At 42.9% G+C, this 20,344-nt stretch carries 17 protein-coding genes; 6 read left to right on the top strand and 11 right to left on the bottom strand.

Translation table 11 applies throughout. The features are described 5' to 3' along the window. Positions 1-7: 7 nt before the first annotated feature. The 6 genes from GX441_09940 to GX441_09965 all read left to right on the top strand — a co-directional run bounded on the left by GX441_09940 (position 8) and on the right by GX441_09965 (position 8,336). A complete protein-coding gene (locus GX441_09940; protein ID NLI98961.1) occupies positions 8-1,156 on the top strand; it encodes a CCA tRNA nucleotidyltransferase in 1,149 nt (382 codons plus the stop codon). Further along, the gene (locus tag GX441_09945; protein ID NLI98962.1) at positions 1,156-1,812 is read left to right on the top strand and encodes a site-2 protease family protein; all 657 of its coding nucleotides are present in this window, start codon (positions 1,156-1,158) and stop codon (positions 1,810-1,812) included. Before GX441_09940 ends, GX441_09945 begins: the two co-directional genes overlap by 1 nt. Then, on the top strand, positions 1,812-4,217 hold the full coding sequence (locus tag GX441_09950; GenBank protein ID NLI98963.1) for a DNA translocase FtsK: 2,406 nt from the start codon (positions 1,812-1,814) through the stop codon (positions 4,215-4,217). The genes GX441_09945 and GX441_09950 overlap by 1 nt, the downstream gene beginning before the upstream one ends. Before the next feature lie 87 nt (positions 4,218-4,304). After that, complete coding sequence (locus GX441_09955) at positions 4,305-5,684, top strand: TldD/PmbA family protein (GenBank protein NLI98964.1); 1,380 nt, start codon at positions 4,305-4,307, stop codon at positions 5,682-5,684. Next, the gene (locus GX441_09960; GenBank protein ID NLI98965.1) at positions 5,677-7,014 is read left to right on the top strand and encodes a TldD/PmbA family protein; all 1,338 of its coding nucleotides are present in this window, start codon (positions 5,677-5,679) and stop codon (positions 7,012-7,014) included. The genes GX441_09955 and GX441_09960 overlap by 8 nt, the downstream gene beginning before the upstream one ends. A gap of 5 nt (positions 7,015-7,019) precedes the next feature. After that, entirely contained in the window at positions 7,020-8,336 is a 1,317-nt protein-coding gene (locus GX441_09965) for a hypothetical protein (protein NLI98966.1), read from the top strand. On the opposite strand, the gene GX441_09970 is transcribed toward GX441_09965, so the two are convergent. From GX441_09970 to GX441_10020, 11 genes are all read right to left on the bottom strand, one after another. Continuing rightward, positions 8,307-9,284 (bottom strand): NTP transferase domain-containing protein, encoded by a 978-nt coding sequence (locus GX441_09970; protein NLI98967.1) that lies wholly within the window; start codon positions 9,282-9,284, stop codon positions 8,307-8,309. The two genes, GX441_09965 and GX441_09970, sit on opposite strands and share 30 nt — an antisense overlap. Beyond that, positions 9,281-10,255, bottom strand: coding sequence for a bifunctional phosphoglucose/phosphomannose isomerase (locus GX441_09975; protein ID NLI98968.1), 975 nt, complete (start codon positions 10,253-10,255; stop codon positions 9,281-9,283). The genes GX441_09970 and GX441_09975 overlap by 4 nt, the downstream gene beginning before the upstream one ends. Further along, entirely contained in the window at positions 10,252-12,018 is a 1,767-nt protein-coding gene (ptsP, locus tag GX441_09980; GenBank protein NLI98969.1) for a phosphoenolpyruvate--protein phosphotransferase, read from the bottom strand. The genes GX441_09975 and ptsP overlap by 4 nt, the downstream gene beginning before the upstream one ends. Further along, a complete protein-coding gene (locus GX441_09985) occupies positions 12,015-12,275 on the bottom strand; it encodes an HPr family phosphocarrier protein (protein NLI98970.1) in 261 nt (86 codons plus the stop codon). The genes ptsP and GX441_09985 overlap by 4 nt, the downstream gene beginning before the upstream one ends. Beyond that, complete coding sequence (locus GX441_09990; GenBank protein ID NLI98971.1) at positions 12,272-12,958, bottom strand: PTS system mannose/fructose/sorbose family transporter subunit IID; 687 nt, start codon at positions 12,956-12,958, stop codon at positions 12,272-12,274. Before GX441_09990 ends, GX441_09985 begins: the two co-directional genes overlap by 4 nt. After that, positions 12,940-13,623, bottom strand: coding sequence for a hypothetical protein (locus tag GX441_09995; protein NLI98972.1), 684 nt, complete (start codon positions 13,621-13,623; stop codon positions 12,940-12,942). The genes GX441_09990 and GX441_09995 overlap by 19 nt, the downstream gene beginning before the upstream one ends. After that, positions 13,620-14,120: a PTS sugar transporter subunit IIB gene (locus tag GX441_10000; GenBank protein NLI98973.1), complete on the bottom strand. Its 501-nt coding sequence runs from the start codon at positions 14,118-14,120 to the stop codon at positions 13,620-13,622. Before GX441_10000 ends, GX441_09995 begins: the two co-directional genes overlap by 4 nt. Then, positions 14,117-14,908, bottom strand: coding sequence for a hypothetical protein (locus tag GX441_10005; protein ID NLI98974.1), 792 nt, complete (start codon positions 14,906-14,908; stop codon positions 14,117-14,119). The genes GX441_10000 and GX441_10005 overlap by 4 nt, the downstream gene beginning before the upstream one ends. Positions 14,909-15,035: 127 nt before the next feature. Beyond that, positions 15,036-15,584: a hypothetical protein gene (locus tag GX441_10010; GenBank protein NLI98975.1), complete on the bottom strand. Its 549-nt coding sequence runs from the start codon at positions 15,582-15,584 to the stop codon at positions 15,036-15,038. A gap of 26 nt (positions 15,585-15,610) precedes the next feature. Continuing rightward, a complete protein-coding gene (locus tag GX441_10015; GenBank protein NLI98976.1) occupies positions 15,611-17,296 on the bottom strand; it encodes an OmpA family protein in 1,686 nt (561 codons plus the stop codon). Between the two features lie 803 nt (positions 17,297-18,099). Beyond that, positions 18,100-20,325, bottom strand: a complete 2,226-nt coding sequence (locus tag GX441_10020; protein NLI98977.1) for a T9SS type A sorting domain-containing protein — start codon at positions 20,323-20,325, stop codon at positions 18,100-18,102. Between the last annotated feature and the right edge of the window lie 19 nt (positions 20,326-20,344).

Genomic DNA, 20,344 nt, shown 5'->3' on the forward strand with positions numbered 1-20,344 from the left:
GCGCTGGTTGGGAAAGCTGGCCGAACAAGAAAATGTAAAGTTATACCTGGTCGGCGGTGCAATCAGGGATAGATTGAATAAGGATAATACCTTAGACATAGATCTTGCGTGTGAAGGCAGTGTAAAGCATTTTGGGAAACGTCTTGCCAAAGAACTTGATGCAAAATTCATATACTACCCATCATTTCAGACGGGAACGATTGAATCCCTACAAGGCGCTAGAATAGACTTAGCTGCAACAAGGAAGGAAACTTATCCCCGAAAAGGCGAACTACCTAAAGTCGAACATGCATCGATACATGAGGATATTTATCGTAGAGATTTCACAATAAACGCAATCGCCGAATCCCTAAACCCTGGTGAATACGGTAAGATTCTTGATCCCCTAAATGGAATTTCAGACATCAAAAAAAGATTAATCCGAGTGTTACACGACGAAAGCTTTGAGGATGACCCGACCCGCATCTTCAGAGCCGTGCGTTATTCGGCAAGACTAAGATTCCGTATTGAACCCGAAACTTTTAATTTGTTAAAACGGTCGGTACCAAGACTGATTAAGCTTTCTGGAGAACGGATTCTTTATGAGCTCAAATGTATTGCAAGAGAGGATAGCAAGGTACGCGTAAATACTATCAAACGATTAGAAGCGCTAGGCGCATTGAATTTTCTTGGCAAGCCTCTCAGGCCTCTCTCCCCTACTGAGTTGAACCGGATTTCTTCTGATGATTCATGCGCTTTTTTATGTTTTTTGCTTTCACATTTCGAAAATGCTTCTCTGTCAAAACTGCCCTTGAGCAAAAGATGCCTGAATACAATTGAAACCATATCCAAGATATATATATTGCAAACAGAACTAAAAAAACCTCGCAAACCTTCTCAGATTACTTCCGTCCTTAAGAAATATGATGAAAGAGGATTAGAGATAATTACCGTAACGAGCAAATTCAAAGTTTTCCAGAAAATAATAAGCTATCTTGAGAATTACAGCAAAATCAAAATAAAGACTACAGGAGAAGATCTCAAACGTCTTGGGATTAAACCTGGGCCAAAATATGGTGAAATACTCGATTTAATTCTCAAAGCAAGACTTGACGGTTTAATAGAAGGGAAAAAAGAAGAAATAAGATATGCAAAGAAATTTCTCGAAGGATGCTGATGTTCTCAAGATTCGTTGATCCTTCATACTGGAAAGCTATATTGCTGGCCCTACCTGGAATGCTTATCGGACTGGTTTTTCATGAATTTTCCCATGCATGGATGGCTAACAAAATGGGGGACCCCACACCAAGAGAATTCGGCAGATTAACCCTTAACCCGCTCCGCCATTTAGATATTATTGGAACCCTCGCCCTCGTTTTCCTGCGTTTCGGTTGGGCAAAGCCGGTGCCAATAAATCCGAATAATTTTAGAAATCCCCGTAGAGATATAATACTTGTCTCGCTTGCAGGACCAGGTTCAAATTTGATACTTGCTGTCTTCTTTGCTCTGCTATTTCGCTTGCTTAGTTACCTGATACCGATAGACACGCCTTTAGTAGCCTTATTCAAAGGCATTGTGGGAATGACTGTACTTTACAATTTTCTTTTGGCTTTCTTTAATATCATCCCAATACCACCATTAGACGGTTCCCAGATTCTTTTCAGTTTACTGCCGTCGAGATTATCTAATGCCCTTCCGTGGCTGCAGCGCTACGGCTTTATAATCCTCTTACTCCTCCTTGCATTCGGCGTGCTATGGCCGGTAATAGGATTCCCCAGCGTGTTATTCACTACCCTTATTGCTGGTCCTGAAGCATTATTAGGGGGAATCTGATGGCACGAGTAAAAACAGAAAAGAAATCTCCAAATCCATCAAAGACAAATGGCGAAAAAACAAAAAATCAAAAAAACAAGAGAGATAATACTGATCCTATCATAGGTCTCCTTTTGATTCTTATTGCCGGCTTTGTAACAATAAGCCTTATCAGCTTTGTTCCGAAAGGAACCGTTGATAATCCATTAAACTGGGGTGGCGTTCTTGGCTTCCTTCTCGCAAAAGCTCTTTACTCAGGGATAGGAGTCGTTTCCTTTGTTATTCCCTTGCTGATTTTATTATGGGGAATAAATCGATTGCTGCGCAGACCTGCAAAAAAACTTTTACTGTCATCGTTAGTGCTTCTGGGTTTTTCTTTTTTTGTTGAAACAACACTGGGTTATTTTCATAACATACCGTTTTTTCCGGTAAGGACGCCCTCGGGCAAAATACTAGAATCTATGACGCTTGCCGGTAAACTAGGTTCTGCAGTATTTGATTACTTGGCAAACCTTGTAGGAAGACTGGGTCTTGGCTTCATTCTGGGATTTCTGCTGCTTATTTCAGTTGTTCTGATATTTGACATCAATCTTCACAAACTCATTGTTAATGCAATTGAAAAGGCTAAGCGCATTTCTGAAGAAAATCGTCAGAAAAGAGCTATCATGGAAGCTACGCGGACGAAATCCGAATTCGAAGAAGAAGCGGAATTAACGCAACAGAAAGGTGAAAACGGAGAAAAAGAAACTACCGAAAAGAATGATGAAAACAAGATAATAATCCCTACAGAGAGGATTGTGAGGCAGATTCCTGCGGAAATACCTGTAGAAGAACTTCATCTTGCAGAACTCCTGGACCCTGTAAACGAAGACTGGGATACCCTTCCGGATCATGAGGCTAAAGAAGGGGCAAAACTTCTTGTCAAAAGACTGGAGGAATTCGGGGTTACAGGCTCGGTAGGAGATATCATACCTGGACCTGTAATTACTCGATATGAGTTTCACCCTGCCCCGGGAATCAAGATATCTAAAATAATGGGACTCGCAGACGATCTTTCTCTATCCTTGAAGGCAGAAAGAATAAGGATATTGCCGATTCCAGGGAAATCTGCCGTCGGGATAGAAATTCCCAACAGGAATCGAAAAAAAGTCGGGCTTCGCCTCGTTGTCGGCTCAAAGGATTTTCTTGATTCGCAGAGCCCTTTAACGATAGCGTTAGGAACAACAATAACCGGCGTACCGGAAGTTGCCGACCTTGCCGATATCCCTCATCTATTAATTGCTGGCACTACAGGTTCGGGTAAATCAGTTTGTATTCACAGCCTGCTTACAAGCATGTTAATAAAATCAAGTCCAGCAGATGTACGTTTCATGGCTATAGACCCAAAAAGGCTTGAACTGCCTGCCTATAATCCAATTCCTCACTTCATTCAGCCCGCTATTGTCGACCCCAGACAGGCAGCTAATAGTCTGGAGTTCGTAGTAAAGATCATGGAGGAAAGATACAAGGAGTTTTCTCGAGTAGGCGTCAGGGATATTGCAGGCTATAATGCTCAAACTAAGAACAAACGGCCTTATATAGTAGTCGTCGTGGACGAACTGGCCGATTTAATGCTTACTGCCCCTGCTGAAATAGAGCAACGTATTATTAGACTTGCACAAATGGCAAGAGCGGTCGGAATTCACCTGGTCTTAGCCACGCAAAGACCATCTGTAGATGTAATAACAGGACTGATAAAGGCAAACTTCCCTGGCCGAATTGCATTCCAGGTTGCCTCAAAAACAGACTCAAGAACGATTCTTGATATGAACGGAGCTGAAGCTCTTCTTGGCCGCGGAGACATGCTCTTTCTGCCCCCGGGTAAAGGCGAACCTGTAAGACTCCATGGGTCGTTCGTTTCAACAGGTGAAGCTGAAAGAATTGTTGATAAGCTCGCTGAATCGAGATTGAAATCCCTGCTTTCGACACAATTGGACGAAGAAAGGGCTTCAGAATTAGCCGAGGCCATCCTTTCCGCGGATCTCCTTGATCCCCTGCTCGATCCTTACGAACCTCTTTTCCAAACCAAACGGCAGCGCCTCGCAGAAATCATCTCTCCTGAGATACTCGCAGCCGTTGAGGGTCATTATTATCCTCCAATGGAAGAACTTGCTCCAATAAGAGAGCAGATGCAGCACACTGGTTCTATAGATGAAGTAGATGAATTCTTTGCGGAAGCGGCAAGACTCGTGATCAGGAATAAAGAAGCCTCGGTTTCGATGCTGCAAAGACGTTTGAATGTGGGATGGGCAAGAGCTGGAAGAATAATCGATCAGCTTGAGCAAGCGACCATTGTCGGTCCTTATGAAGGCAGCAAATCCAGAAAGGTTCTGGTTCAGGATGAATCGGAACTTGAGAAAATCCTTAAGGGATTCGGGAATCTGTAGAATTGACAATGTCTCTTGAAAACTTAAAATATTACTATTCTTGGGGAAAATTTCGCTTAACACCTCGCCTTATTTAGGAGGAATAAAATGATAACTTTTTTAAAAGAAATCTTAGCCCACGTTCCTTCAGATTATGCCGAGTTGAGATACCATGACCGCCGCTTTAAGTCATTATCCGTAAGAAAAGGTGAGCCTGAAATTGCTCAATCTAATCATCTTACAGGCGTTGGTGTTCGTGTCCTTGACAGCGGCAGATGGGGTTTTTCTTCTTGTGCAGGCAGCGAAAGAACTGATATACTGAAGGCAGTTGAAAATTCTTTCACCGCTGCCAAGGTGTTGAATAAATCAAAAAAAGACCTTGCTCCAGCCAAACTAGCGAGAGGTGAATTCAGGCCAGTCATTAATGACCCCTTGGAGAACCACAGTCTTGAGGAGAAACTCGAAATAGTAAAAAAAGCAGAAGCTCTTTCAAGACGTTCAAAAAGCATAATTTCGGCTTCTAGCGGGTACGTTGAATTTATAGATAAGAAGGTTATTGTTACTTCCGACGGAGCAGAAGCCTTAATAACGGATATCAAGCCTGAGTTCCGCTTAACCGTTGTTGCAGGCGAAGGCGCTAATATGGTCACGGCTTCAGAATCAATCGGAGTTACTGGAGGATGGAAGGAATTGTGGAGATTTCACAACTGGCAAGAGGTTGTAGAGAAAGCGGTTACAAGAGCTCAAAGGCTATTAAAGGCTGATTTCCCTAAAGGTGAAAAAACAAAGGTAATATTGAATCCAGAGCTTGTAGGGTTAATAGCCCATGAAGCAATAGGACATACAGTTGAAGCTGATTTTGTTCTTTCAGGTGCGGTTACAAAAGGGAAAATTGGGAAAAAGGTTGCAAGCGAATTGGTAACGCTGGCAGACACGGGTCCATCTCGATACGAGCCAGGAGCAGCAGGCACTCTAATTGTCGACGATGAAGGAGTCATTACCGAAAATACGGTCATTATCGAGAATGGTATACTTAAATCTTTTCTTCATAATCGCGAAAGCGCTGCAAGTTTCGGCGTCAATCCTACAGGCAACGCAAGAGCTTTTGAATACTCCGATGAACCTATCATCAGGATGAGAAACACTTACATTGAACCTGGAAAAATAAGTTTGGAAGAACTCTTGGATTCTTCCGAAAAAGTGCTTCTGCTCGAAGGAGCTGGCAGTGGGCAAGCGGATGCAAATGCAGAGTTTATGTTTGGAGTTCAGGAAGCGACGCTCATTGAAAAGGGCAAGAAGACCAAAACATTCAGAGGGGTTACGGTATCAGGAAATGCTTTTGAAGTTCTCCAATCCGTTGATGCGATATCTAAGGAATTTCGTTGGGCGCTCGGCTCAGGCTATTGCGGAAAGTTCCAGTCGGCTAAAGTCGACGCCGGAGGAGCATATGTCCGCTGCGAAGCAATAATTGGAGGCCGTCATGGATAATTTACAGGGTATTGTAGAGAATCTAACAAAATGTGCCATAAAAAAAGGTGCAGATCAGGCAGAAGCATTCGCCCAGCGCGTTGAATCCCGAGAGGTCTGGATTGAGAGCAATAAGTTCAAAACAGTAAAATCGGCGCCATCCCAAGGAATCGGCCTGAGGATAATCAGAAAAAATGCACTCGGATTTGCCTCCATTAGCAGTCTCGAGGATAGGTTCTTCGATGAACTCTGCGAAGAAGCCCTTGCTATAGCTAAAGCTAATCTTAATGACAAACATTTGATCATCCCTGAGGCTTCAGTTTTATCGTATCTCAAAGATCTTTATGATCCTAAACTTGCGGCTCTTCAGCTTAAGGAAGTGATAAGCAAGGCTAAATTGCTGCTTGAAACCGCTCGCGGATACGATAAGCGAGTTACGGTTGATTCAGGAGGAGTATTCGTTAATGTGGGCGAAAAGGCTGTCTCAAATTCGAATGGACTAAAAGCATATGAAGCAGAAACCAGCATCAGCACATTGATCATGGGTATGGCTAGAGACAAGGATGAGGTTTCCTCCTTCAGCATGGAATTTGACGGAGCACTAGACTTATCAAAAATAAAAATCGAACAAACTGCCAAGAAATTTGCTGAAAATGTAATTCGATCACTTGGCGCAAGGCCCGTAAAATCCTTTAAAGGAACGGTGTTGTTTTCACCGAATGCCGTTGCAGAAACCTTGCTCTTCCCTGTCATATTCGGAATAAACTCCCAGAATGTGCAAAAAGGGATGAGTCGCCTATCTGGAAAACTTGGAAGTCAGATAGCCTCCAAAATCCTTAGCATTGAAGATAACGGCATACTTGAAGGAGGACTCTCTTCATCAACTTTTGACAGAGAAGGTCAACCGCATCAGAAAACCGTTATTGCTGAAGATGGAATCCTGCAGACATACCTTTACAACAGCTATACAGCCAAAAAGGACAACAAAAGATCAACAGGTCACGCAAGCGGCAGTTACAGGTCCTTACCCGGGATTGGCACAACCAATCTTGTAATACGAGAAGGTAGCGGTACAAAAAAAGATCTTATAAAGGAAATTAAAGAAGGAATCCTTGTGACTCGGTTTTCCGGAAATTCAAATCCAATCAACGGTGATTTTTCTGGAACAGTGAAGGGAGGGTTTTATATTAAAAACGGAAAACTCGATCACCCAATCACTAACACCATGATTGCTGGCAATGTTTTCGAGGCTATTTTGAATATTACATCCGTTTCAAAGGAAACTCAAAAGGTATTCTCGAATATACTTCCCTACATCACTGTCGAAGGAATTTCTATAACGTCATCATAAGATCTTTGAACAAATTGACATATAAAAAAAGCCTGGAATTTCTGTCATCTCTTATTGATTATGAAAGATGGCACCATCACAATTACGAATTCAAACTGGAAAACTACCGATACTTTCTTAATAAAATTGACAACCCTCAGTTGAAAGTCAAAAAAACCGTACTTATAGCCGGTACGAAAGGAAAGGGATCCACTGCAACAATGCTTGCCAAGCTTCTTCAATCTCAAGGAGAAACGGTAGGATTATATACCTCTCCCCATCTCTGCGATTACAGGGAAAGAATACGAATAAATGGCTCACCAATTAAACAAAATGATTTTGCTTCTATCATGGATTTTCTTCAACCATTTATAATAAAAGAAAAGCAAAGAATTACTTTTTTTGAGACGTTAACCACCATTGCATTTCTTTTTTTTCAAATGCAAAAAACGACAGTAAATGTATTTGAGATAGGATTAGGCGGGAGACTGGATGCGACCAATGTCACGGAACCAGAGTTATCAATTATTACACGAATAGGTTACGATCACACACATTTGCTCGGTAAAACCCTCGGTAAAATTGCCGGGGAAAAATGCGGGGTTCTAAGAAGAAACAAGCAAGTCGTTATTTCTTATCAGCGTAACGCAGCACTAAAAGCAATTGAAAAAAAAATTAAAGAAACAGGTGCGATAGGTGTTTATTACGGTAAGGATTATGACGCAACCCTACTTGAAGAAACTATCACGGGATTAAAGATTCACTACAACGGCATTAATAATGATTTAGATATTAGCGTTCCTATGCTCGGAATCCATCAAATCTATAATATCTCGACGGCTCTTGCAGCCGTTGAATTGCTTAAGCCCAATCTAAACATTAATAAAACGCAAAAATCTCTCGAAAAAATGGTAATGCCTGCACGAATCCAAATAATACAAAACAACCCCATCATAATCCTCGATATGTCTCATAATGCCGAATCCGCCGAATGTTTGCGGGATGTACTTGATAAGCATTTCTCGAATAAAAAAAGGAAGATATTATTAATAGGTATCACAAAGGAGAAAGCGAAGAATTCTATCCTTAAGGCTCTTTCTTCTTTCTTTTCTGAGATATACGTCACTCAGGCGGATTTGCCAAGAGCCGAATCCAGAGAGATTCTATACCGAATCTGCTGCAAATTCCACAACAAATGTTTTATGACACAATCAGTTGAAAGTGGAGTAAATCACATTGTTAATATAATGAATACCCATGACTTATTGGTAATTACCGGTTCAGTTTACGTAGCCGGAGAGGCAGTTAAGGCTCTACAGACGAGAGAAAGGTCCAACATCTAAAGCAGACACCTTTCCTTCAAGAAAAGCATTAATTCCGACAATAGATCCTTTCATAATCATATTATGTATTTTAGCCCCGGAATTAACAATGGAATCAGAAATAATGCTGTTTTGAATTTCAACAGTATCACCAATTGAAACATAGGGTCCTATGATAGAGTTCTCTATGATGACGCTGGATGAGATCCAACAAGGTGGTTTAATTGTTGACCCCTTAGAAGGAATCGCTCTGGAATTCAGTTTTAATAATTCTCTATTCGCTTCCAGCAATGAACTTGATGTTCCACAATCGAACCATTCATCAACTATAACAGACCTAAGCCTCTCCCCGTTCTCTATAAGCAATGTCAATGCATCCGTTAACTGGAATTCGCCTCTTGTCTTATGATCCCTCTTGATAATATCTTCCAATGCACTATTCAGCCTTTTAGCGGACGGCAAATAGTAAACCCCGGCGATAGCCAAATTACCCAATGGTTTTTCCGGCTTCTCGACAAGCCCTGTTATCCAATTTTTTTCATTTGTCTCTATGACTCCAAAACGCCTTGGTTCATCAACTTTTTTTGCCAAAAGAAACCCGGTCCCAACTTCGGTATCAAGAATAGCCTTTCGGTAATCGAATGGAATTATCGTATCTGAAAGTATTATCAATACTGGTTCGTCCTGCAAATCCTTTAATGCCTGTAAAACAGCGTGGCCTAACCCAAGAGGTTCTGCTTGTTCCCAGAAAGAACAATGTCTTTCCGGATACATCTCACGCATTTTTTTGGGCAATAAAGTTTCGGGTGCACATACGATTCTATACTCTGAGATCTCGAGCTTGTCGAGATATGAAAATATGTAACCAAGGATAGTGTCACCCGCCACAAAAAGAAGAGGTTTGGGCGTGTAAAGGGTATGAGGTCTTAGACGCGTACCCAAACCACCTGCGGGGATAACAACCTTCAAGAAAGCTCCTTCTTGAGTCTTTCAATTGAATTAATTCGAAATGGATCAACACCACGGACTGAGGCCAGAAAAAAGCTCAGCAAGTCGACTTTAACTAGTAGCGAAATAAAGCGTTCCAGTCTGGTTCCACCTTCTGCATCAATGCTAAATACAGGCAGTGATTCCGGAATTATTCTTCTTAAGACAATCTCCCTGCGAACTATATTCCTGTGATTGGCAAAACCTACACCGGGGTTAATAACAACTATAGCAAGATTTCTGATATCTCCTTCATACCCAACTATTTCATTATGATTCATCTCCGGATAAACGCTCGAATGAGCTATCATCTTTGCATTTTCGTTTAGCTGACATGATAGTCTATATCCTATCGCCGAAAAGCTTGCATCAAGCGTGTGAATTATAGGTAAAGTGTTTTTGAGGCCTTCCGCAAACGACCTCATTTCTGCTTCCCAGTGTTCAGTCCGCGAATTAATCAGGTCTATTGAAGCTTCTAATTCCGATTGTGCAGCATCATAAAGATTCCAATGATAACTTAATCTGAGAAGAGGAGCGAAAAGGTATCCAATAGAGGCTCTTGGAGGATTTCCTGGAGGTACTCTTACTATAGGATGTTCTTGTTTTATTGCATTATCTTCAAGTGTTCCGCCTGAGGTTATTGCTAAAATATCTAATCCTCTCCTGCGCATTGAATCCCATGCAGATAATGTTTCTTCTGTGTTGCCTGAATAACTGATTGCAATCCCGAAGTGATCTTCTTTAATCCATAAAGGCAAGGTATAGTCTTTCAGAACTTCTATCGAAACACTTGAATCGTAATAAAGGAGACCGCGAAGCAAATCCCCTGCAATCCCGGAGCCGCCCACACCGCATATTACAATCCTAGTAAGATTTTTTTTATCAATTCTTTCTATCGTGTCTTTTGAAGATAACCACCCGTAATTTAGCTGAGATGGTATTGAACGAATCAAGTTGAGCAATAGTTCTTCCTTTCAAGGAATAATGCCGAGAGTTCCGGAAATTTACGACTTAGTTCCCTTCTAAGGTAGCGAATAACTTCAATAGGAGTAGAGTATTCCAAAGCTTTAGAAGAAATCTTTCTCAAATCCTCAATGCTCACGTTGCGTATTATATTGCGGACAACAGGCACTGCACAAGGAGTCATCGACAATTCATCGACACCCAGACCTAGAAGTAATCCGACACCCAAAGGTTCGGCGGCCATTTCTCCGCAAACACCTACCCAGATATGTGCTTTGTGGGCAGCCCCTATTACCCGTCTGATTAGCTGAAGTATTGCAGGATGATAATGAGAAAAAAGCCTGGATATTTTTTCATTACCCCGGTCTACAGCTAAAGTATACTGAGTAAGGTCATTGGTTCCTATACTAAAGAAATCGACATACTCAGCAAATTTATCGGCCATCAGAGCAGCAGATGGTATTTCGATCATTATACCGACTTCTATTTCAGAATTAAATGACTCCTTCTTGGATGCTAATTCATTCTGGGCTCTTTTTATGAGTAATTTTGCCCGTTTTATTTCGGAAATATCAGAAACCATCGGAAACATAATCTTTATATTTCCATGCGCAGAAGCCCGCAAAATTGCTCTTATCTGGTCCAGAAAAATATCCTCATTGTCAAAGCAGAATCGTATGGCCCGCCAGCCTAGAAATGGATTGGCTTCGCTGTATGATTGAAAAATCTTGTCCCCACCGATATCAAGAGTACGAATAATAAGAGGTTGCGGCTTCAATTGCGTTGCGGCTTCTCTATAAATTTGATACTGCTCATCCTCGGTGGGAATTCTTCTTTTTGTAAGAAAAATATACTCCGTTCTGAACAGCCCGACACCCTCTGCTCCGTATCGTTTTAACGAATATATCTCGCTTGTGAATTCAATATTAGCTGAAACATCAATCTTCCTTTCATCACGGCTAAGAGTAGCTTGAGTTGAGGAACTAACAAATAGATCCTTCTCTTTTTCATAATCCTTTAATTCATTCCTGTAACTCGAAAGTTTATGGTCGGTGGGCCAGAAAACCACTTGTCCTCTTTGGCCGTCGATTACAACCAAACCGTCGCCGTTTCCTGCATTGTCTATTAATCGTTCCACGCCTAAGAGAGAAGGAATCTCAAGAGCTTTGGTTATTATTGCTATGTGAGAGGTTCTGCCGCCTATCTCGGTCGCCAAGCCCCGAACTAGTTTAGGATCGAGGAGAACTACCTCCGAAGGCGGAATACTATGCGCAAGAACAACCGCACCTTCTGGAACGTCAATAATCGATAACGATGGAAGAGAAAGAAGATTCCTTAAGACTCTGTTTGTTACATCCTCGATATCAGCCATTCTTTCTTTGAATAGCCCGGCTTTTGAGGATATGAGCGGTTTTGCAATGTCTTCAACAGCCTTATTGAAAGCATATTCGGAACTGTAGGCTTGATCTATATAAGTTAGACTTTTTTCAAAGATAGCAGGATCGGATAATATTTGAATTTGCACTTCAAGGAAATTAGCGAACTCGGGTCCAAGGGAATTGCGTATTCTGATCTGAAGATCGCCTAGTTCCTTAGTTGTTGATAATAAGGTTTTCTCAAGACGTTCTTTCTCCTCTTGTACTTTTTTTTCAGGAATACGTATTCTTCTTAATTCGGGAGGAAGAGAAGTAAAGATAAACGGTTTTCCAATTCCTATCCCTCCCGATACAGCTATGCCGCGAAGGATTATCAAGCCTCCTCCTCTGCAAAAATAGTGCTCAAAGCCTGAAATGCTTTTTCTTCATCAGGTCCATCTATTTCAAGGATAATAGTGCTTCCTTCTTCTGCGGCAAGGGTTAAAAGAGAAAGTATACTTTTACCATTTACTCTAATGCCATTTTTAGAAACCCAGATTTCGCTATCAAAGGTTTCTGCAGCCTTCACGAATTGAGCCGCTGGACGCGCATGAAGCCCTATTTTGTTTCTGATAATAACTTCCTTTTTTATCATATCATGAAACCTACAACTATGACTGCAGCGAGATTGAAGAATAAACCAAGGATGAATGGAATCTTTAGAATTGAAAAAAATAGGGATACAGCAAAAAGAGGAAGGAAAATAAACCATTCAACTCGAGCGAACAAGAAATGTTCATTGTTAAGTATAAAAAGCATTAAGGAAACTAGAAAGCCTAGAATGACTCCTGCAACAATCAAAACAATTTTCTTTATCTTTGACAGCGAGGTCAACAAAGGAACCAACGCTTCTTTGCCTTTCTCCAATCCCCTTTTAAATCCAACCAGTCTTTCTCCCTGAGCGAATGCATTGAAACCCAGGAAGAATACTAACATACCTATGAGAGGTTGTCCGAAAAGTACAAATCCCATCGAGATTAACAAAGCAGCAGGCCTTAAAAGTCTCCAATACAAATCATCTCCTTGTGCAGCAAGGCTTGTTTCTAGGAGAGATGATATCTCTTCCATCTTTTCCCCCGAGTTTTCTTTTAGCAAAACCCCGGCAAGAAAAGAGGCCAGATATGGATGGGTATTCAAAGTATTCCTGGGAATTGACACTATCCTACCTTTATTCCTAATTGATAATGCGAGCGTCATTCCAATACGTTGTTCATTATGGAAATTCCACCCATTCTGAATAAACAGCTGAAACATATAGTTCACAAGAATTTTATACAAAACCATACTACTGCCCATGATGCAAAACCCGCAAGGGCGGGAATAGCTGCCTTCTTAAGACCAATCAGGGTTAATGCTCCTGCAAGTCCTATGCTAAAAGTGGAAACTAACAATCTTTCAAACGGAATAAAAGGTATATAAGCAATCAAAGGTACTGACAGCAAACTTACAACAAATGATGCGACTGCAATAATAACGCCCCTTAAAAATGCAACATCCAATGCCGCAGCATGAACAAAAGCAACTTCCCAAAGACTTGTTGCGCGTTCAATTCTCAAGGATATATAACCGTTTATCTTTCGTTGTACCAAGTCTAACCATCCGCCCAGTATGCTCATTATTGAGGCTAAAACAATTGCCGCAAATGCGGCTTTTTCAAAAGGAACCTTGCCGATCAATATTAAAGTAAAAAAAACAACCGCTCCTGCGATTCCTGAAGCCTGACCGTCCAGCGGGACTTTTCTGCCTATAGGAAGCTCAACAATCCATAAAGGCTGCAGAAGCAAACCTAACAAAACCCCTTTGGAAAAATCACCGGCTGCAAAACCCAGTATTGAAGCAGATAGAAGGGGCTGGGAAATCCCGAACTCTCCAACCGAATACTTATCAAGTAATATGATTCCTGAAATCAAACACATGATAATCAATAATAATTGCGGCGTCATGTTACCCTTTTTTGCATTATCATACTAATTACATCAACTTCTTTAGAACCAGGTAAATCCTTTGCAACAATCTTGATTCCTTCTTTTGCCAAATCAAGTATAGCTCTCATCTCGGTAGAGTCAAGATATAAATAGGGAAGAAACATTTCTCTGCCACTCTTGGCATGGATACCGCCAAGTACAAGCATAGAGATGCTGAAGCCTGACTTTACAAGATATACGGCGTCTTCAATTGATTCTATAACAACCATAATTTTTTTATCTGGGCTTTTTGTCTTCAACACGTTTATAAAATTCTTCTTCGTAAGAATTTCAATGTCAATATCATCCGCTAGCGCGCTAGCGGCGCTTAAGAGAGTTTTTTTTAACCATGCATCTTCATCAATTCTGTCGGATATAAGAATGATTTCTTCAATACATAAAGGTATAGCCCACCCTACAACAACCTGCCCGTGTATTAAGCGATCATCTACTCTAATTATAAGATTATTTTTCAAGAACCCGCCGTGGGTATCTCTACAAATGCAGGCGAAACAATATTTCCTGCAGCATCCTTTCCCCAGATACGGGCTCTCAATGGAAGGGCAGGCAACCTATCCGCTGCAAACACGCTTATTGAAGCCTCAAGGGTTTCAGAGGCTTTAAGAGGAGGGAGTGTAATTTCCTCAAAAGATAAGTACTGCTCGAGACCGGTATCCCGCATTACAACATTGAGATATATCGAATCTGAATCACGCAATCCTTTGTTGGAAACCAAAAATAGAAGTCTCCCCTGTTCGCCAGGATCAAGAATGCCATTGGCGTTACCGTTCAAGGCGTCTTCAAAAATAACACTCGAAATCTCAAGACGAGGCAAAACCTTTTCGGATGAAACTGGACCAGACGTGCCAACGAAACCGGAAATGTTGAGATAAACTCTTAATCCAGCATCTTTAGGTATTAAAGTCCCTATAGTTGCTTCTACTCCAAGCATTCTTATTGGAGACCATCTGCCTGCAATTTCAATCGAAATATAGGGTGCTTTTGCTTCCCAATCGGGAGAAAGAATGAAAGACAAGGGACTTACACCGTTATATCTCTGCCCCCAGGGAGAACCCCTTATTTTCAAATAAAGCAATCTGTCAAAAAAAGCTTCTTCTTTCCAAAAAGCTATTTTCTGATAGATATTCATTGTAACCTGAAGAGGAAGAAGGGATCCAATGAATTGGCCTCCGTCAACAAATCCGTAAGATTCAACAACAGATGTTCCTATACCAAAATGAGAAATACCTAAACTGAAATCCACAAGATTCAACCGGTTAGATACGGGTACTCCAATCCCAAAACGGGCGCCTATATCGCCCCATTCTTTTACTTGAGTATCACCCCAAAAAGCCGCACAAAGCAGCAAAAAAATATTAAGCAAAACTATTCTACTCTATTTCGTTAATCCAGCGGTTGAATCCTTCAAGAGCTTCTTTGCGATACATATACAAGGTGTAATTCTTTTTTCCCAAGGTCAACGTTCCCTTTCCGCCAGGAAGTCCTGTGAAAACGGTAAGAACTAACTTGATTGTACCTAGTTGCTCCCCAGAAACGATTTGTCCTAGTTCGGTAACCTTGCTTGAAAATACTTTGGCTTCCAGATAGTTGCTGCTCAATTCAATGACTTCAAGAGGATACGTATTGTATCCCAACCTGATTGCCGATGGTTTTACTAAGACTTTTTGACTTACCGGAACCGAACCCATTGAGGTTTCAGCCGCCTCAAGCTCTTGAACTCTCGAATATATCTTTAAGACAAAAGTCTCCGGGTTGACTTTAGCAGTATCAACGGGCGGGCTTTCGTAGGCAAAACCCAAACCTATTAACTCTAAGGTGTATACGCCTTCTTCACTAGAAACCGTTCCATAAGGTAAATCGGCTGCTTGTATTACTCCTATTACCCCTAAGAAGACAACCCAAACCACGACACGCTTCATGATAAGCCTCCTAAGACATTCTAAATCTACAACGCAATTATGTCAACGCGGCGATTCATATCCTGGCCAACTCTCGTACGATTATTGCCACGAGGTCTGGATTCTCCGAATCCAACAACACTGATTCGATCGGAAGATATGCCGTTTCCTACAAGAAAGGATTTAACAGATTCAGCGCGTTTTACCGATACGTAATAATTTGATTCCGAATCGCCTACGCTGTCAGTATTTCCCTGAAGTTCAATCTTAACATACGGATTTGTTTTAAGGATATCGACAACCTGCTGCAGCATAGCATAGTTTTTTGGAGAAACAAACACTTCACCTCTGCCGAAATATACAACTGGAAAAACAAGTGGTTTTGGTTGAGGTCCTTCAGCAGATTTCTCAAGCCTGAAATCTACCACAAGTTCATCTGCTTCCTTAAGAAGCATACTCTTATGTGATTTTTTGTAGGCATTTGCTTCTACATTGACCTTATAGGTTCCGGCAGGCACTATTGCTCTATAATAACCAGATACAGGATCACTCTTAAAGGATGAAATAATTGTATCTGCGCTAATATTGACAAACGAAAGTACCGCTGAAATCGGATCTCCATCAACTGCATCGGATACTACGCCTACAACTGTTGCTCCTGCTGAATATTTGGAAAGCTCTAGCATTACCGTTCCGCCTTCGAGCTCAATTAATTCCGAGGCGGTCTTTGTTGCTAAATAATCTGGATGCTCTGCAAGCAATGTGTACTCTCCAGACGGTCTGGATATCGTAAACCGGCCATCGGGACCTGTAGTATAAGGTTCTATATCAGAAGATCCTTCAATTGATATTTTTGCCCCTTCAATAGGCTTCTGAGTTTCTTTATCCACAACAAGTCCGGATATCAGTCCTTCTTTAGATGGCATCAGATCAAAACCCAGTCCAAAGCCGGCTAGCGCATGCCAGCGGAAAGGCGTCTGCATAGGCTCAAGCTCAGCACCAAGATTGATATTGAACTTTACGACTCTTCCGCCAAAACCGAAGCGCAATCCAGGAGTTACTCTTAAATAATTTGCGAAATTTGCGAAATCATTAGATGGAATCCTTGCAGTACCGTCAACTATTATTCCTGCGAACTTGAAAGGCCAAATCTCAAGTCCGGCTCCTCCAAGAACATTGCTAGTGGTTGTAGGTCCTGTTATGTATTCATATCCGCCATTTAGATGAATGCCAAACCAGGCGGCATTAAATGTAAACAATCCAAGGCCGCCAAAACCGTAACTTTGTGCAGGCGTTCCCAAGCCGTGCATGTACGCGAAACCGTCTATGCCCGGCGCGATATATAAGTTGTTGTTTTCATTGAAATATATAGGTATTCCGCCTTTGACCGAAAGCCCGAGATCGTTGTAAAAATCAGAAACTGCCGAACTGTAATTTCCTATGGTTGCATATCGACCGTGCCCCCACAGACCAAACTCAAGGTAATGCCAGGGCGTAAAAGAAAGTCCAAAGTATGGCAGCACTTCTGTAAGTTGCGCAGTTACCGTATCATTGCCAATCACCGTATCCTGGATATTTATCATCGTTCCAAGGGCGTTCAAGTCGATGGTAAGCATACCCATATCTTCACAGCTGCCTGAGTAAACGTTGTAAGTTCCGCGATTACCGAGATTTGTGTTGTAAGCAAAAGCGGCGGTCAAAACCAAAAGTGCTGAAATTAAGACTTTCCTCATGTAAAGCCTCCTTTAAAAGATTTCCACATTCAAAAAGCAGAAATACATTTCTGCGTGTAATATTTTACAATAGAACTAAGGATTTGTCAAGTCCCTTTAGACCTGAACTTAACTAACAAAAAATGAGCTCGTCAAGGCGCTGTAAATGCATGCTCGTCTTACTGGCTGTAAGATATTCCTTGCTTAAACTTATGATGAGTATGTTTTTACAACCTCTCGAATCCGCTATAAAGTTATCCACAATCCACAATTCAAGGAATAAGGCAGGCATAAGTGCAGTGATTCATTAATCCTGACTCGGTTTGTGGCACGCTTTCCGCTCGCCGTAGCACGCTTGAGGTCAGGTTTTATGGACAAATACTCCCCAAAAGCTGGTCAAAAGATGGTCAGAAGATGGTCAAATGATGGTCAATTTCGAGGGTGTTGGGTGCTCAGGTATTGTTTTAAGACCCGATCCACTGAGTGAAAGCCGACCCTATTTCTTTGTAGAGATTAAGCAGGTCGGTTTACCTTGTGCTCTTGAGCTTTTCCTTAGTCTTGGGTTCGGACAGGCCTTGTGGGAACTCAGGAGGATAATAAATAGCAATAGCCATATCTGCGCTTAATTGCTCTATTCTTTTCTTAGCATCGGCTTCGGCATCTTGCTTGGAGTAGGAACCCTCAAGAACAACGGCAAGACCTTGATAGGAAACAAGGACATCCTGTCTTCCCTTTTTCCCTATTAGTTCGGCTCTTGAGATAATGCCTGTTTGGTGAAGTAACTCTGACAGGTAAACGTTTAGAATACTCTCATAAACAAACTTCTACTTCAGTATCACGAACTTGACGCGCTCGGAGCGCGCGGCAAAGCGCACGACCGCTATGTAGAGCCCGGCTGAAAGGTTCTGCACCCCGAGCTCCGCCTGTTTTACGCCCTGTATGGTTCGGAACCCGGACGAGGGAATCTCCGCAACCCTCTCCCCTGCCAGGGTGTAGATGACAACGCTTTGCGCGTCGTCGAGCGGCGTAAAGCGCACGGGCAGTCCAAGCGACGCATAGCAAGGATTAGGGTATACGGATATTTTTTCAGACGTTGTGTCGGTGTATTTGGGCATGGTGAAGAGTGACACCCCTCCCCCTGCAGTGCCTATTGCAACACGTCCGGTGCGGTCCGCCGAGAGCGTCGTGTAGTCGAATCCCGGCATGATGGAGCTGTTGGATGTCGTGAAAATCTGCCACAGCCCTGCGGAGGTGTCGTATGCAGCGCCTGCCGGATCGTGCACCAGCAAGCCTTTGTGCTTCATGAGGAAGTACAGTCTGCCCCAGGGATCCCGGTCCACGTCGACAATATCGTTCTCCATCATCGAAAGGTTGTTCTGGTTGTAGCGGGTTGTTGAGTTCTGGGTCCAGTGGAACACTCCCTCATTGGTTGCGCCCCAGCATCCGCCCCGGCCGTCCAGAGCTATGCCCGTAACCTTGGAGTTCGTAAGAAGACGCTCGCTGAACTCGCCGTGCTCGAGGTCGGAGACGAAGTCCTGCGGCTTGTATGAGATAAGTCCTGCGCTTGTCGCGGCCCAGAGCGTGCTGGAGTCGAACTTAAGGTCCCAGACATAGTCGTAGGGCCAGTCCAGGACCGCAATCTCTTCGAGGTCATCTGATAGGACGCGCAGCTGGTTCGAGTAGAATATGGAGACCCAGATCCTGTCCAGAGGGTCAACCGCCAGCCATGAAACCCTGTTCGACACGGGCGAAGCGCCCCATGAGTGCTCCTCCCATGCGCCCGCGACCGGATCGAATCTTGTAACGCCTCTGCCGCCCCACCATCCTCCGAAAACAACTCTTCCCTTTGAATCAACGGCAGTGATCTTGGTGGATGCGTCGAAATCTACGGTATCATTCTCCGTATAAGCCCTGTAAATGAAGTTCTCCCAATGCCCATCGTGATATCGTGTGACGCCTCGTTCATTATAAGCAAACCAGTGCGCGGTCCAGAGGTTCTGATTATCATCAAGAAGCGCGTGGAATATGTAGTTCGAATTAAGCCCAGGATTGTCTACAACCTTGACGCGATTCTTCTTCACGTCCCAGACAACCAGGCCGTCTCCTGCGAACTCACCTGATGCTCCCGCCCATACTCTTCCCGAAGCGTCCGTCCTTACGCAGGAAATCGTCCTCATCCAGTGAGGGGCTGTGCCCGCAGATGCGTTTATCCAAAACCCGATAGTATCAAGCGTATCGAGAGATTCTACGTATCTGAACAGACTCTTGTAAGTCCCTGAAATTCCGAGCGTGGAAACGTAAAAAGTGTCTCCTGCCTCTGCGATAGAAGTGAACTGGGGCAGGGGGTCCTGAAAGGCATAAACAGTCTTGAAGAAGCCGGAATCCGCATCGTATCTGGCAAACCCTTTCGAACACAGCGCAACCATGGATTCTTCGATGCATACGTCTGCAACGTCGGAGGATGGAAGCCCTTTTGAAATCGCATACCACTGAGTTGAGTCTCCATTAAGATAGTAGCGCAACAAACCTATGGATGTCGCCATCCATAAATCCCCCATGAACCATGCGGCCTTTCGAATCGAATACTCTTGAGAGTTCTCAGGAGTAAAAAAGAATACATCGTCATCTTCAAAGCTGCCGGGTGTATTCATCGTTCGTATGATATAGATCCCTGTCTTTGTCACCACTGCAAGCGTATCTCCGGACAAGGCAAGAGAGAAAACAGTATCAGAAATACCCTGGTAGCGCCTGGCCGCGCCCGAAGAAGGCACGATAAGGGCCAGCCCAAGATCGGTTCCGGCCCAGAGTTCACCCGTTTGAGTAATGGCAATAGCCCTCGATGTGTTGTGAGGCAAACCGTCCGTGTTTCTGAACGAGAGCGTAAATGAAGAGTCCTCCAGCGAAAAGAAATGGACTCCGCCGTTAGTCGCGCACCATGCGCCTTCGTCCGAGGGCGCGATGTCGTAAATCCTGTTGGAGTTCAAAAGACTTGTCCATTCTCCGGCCTTTATGCTTGAGAAAAAAAGGATTGCTGTAAAAAAAGCTGTCATCTGTCCCCCTTATATTTGT

The organism is bacterium, assembly GCA_012517375.1.
Lineage (GTDB): Bacteria > Hydrothermota > Tepidihabitantia > B3-TA06 > B3-TA06 > JAAYVC01.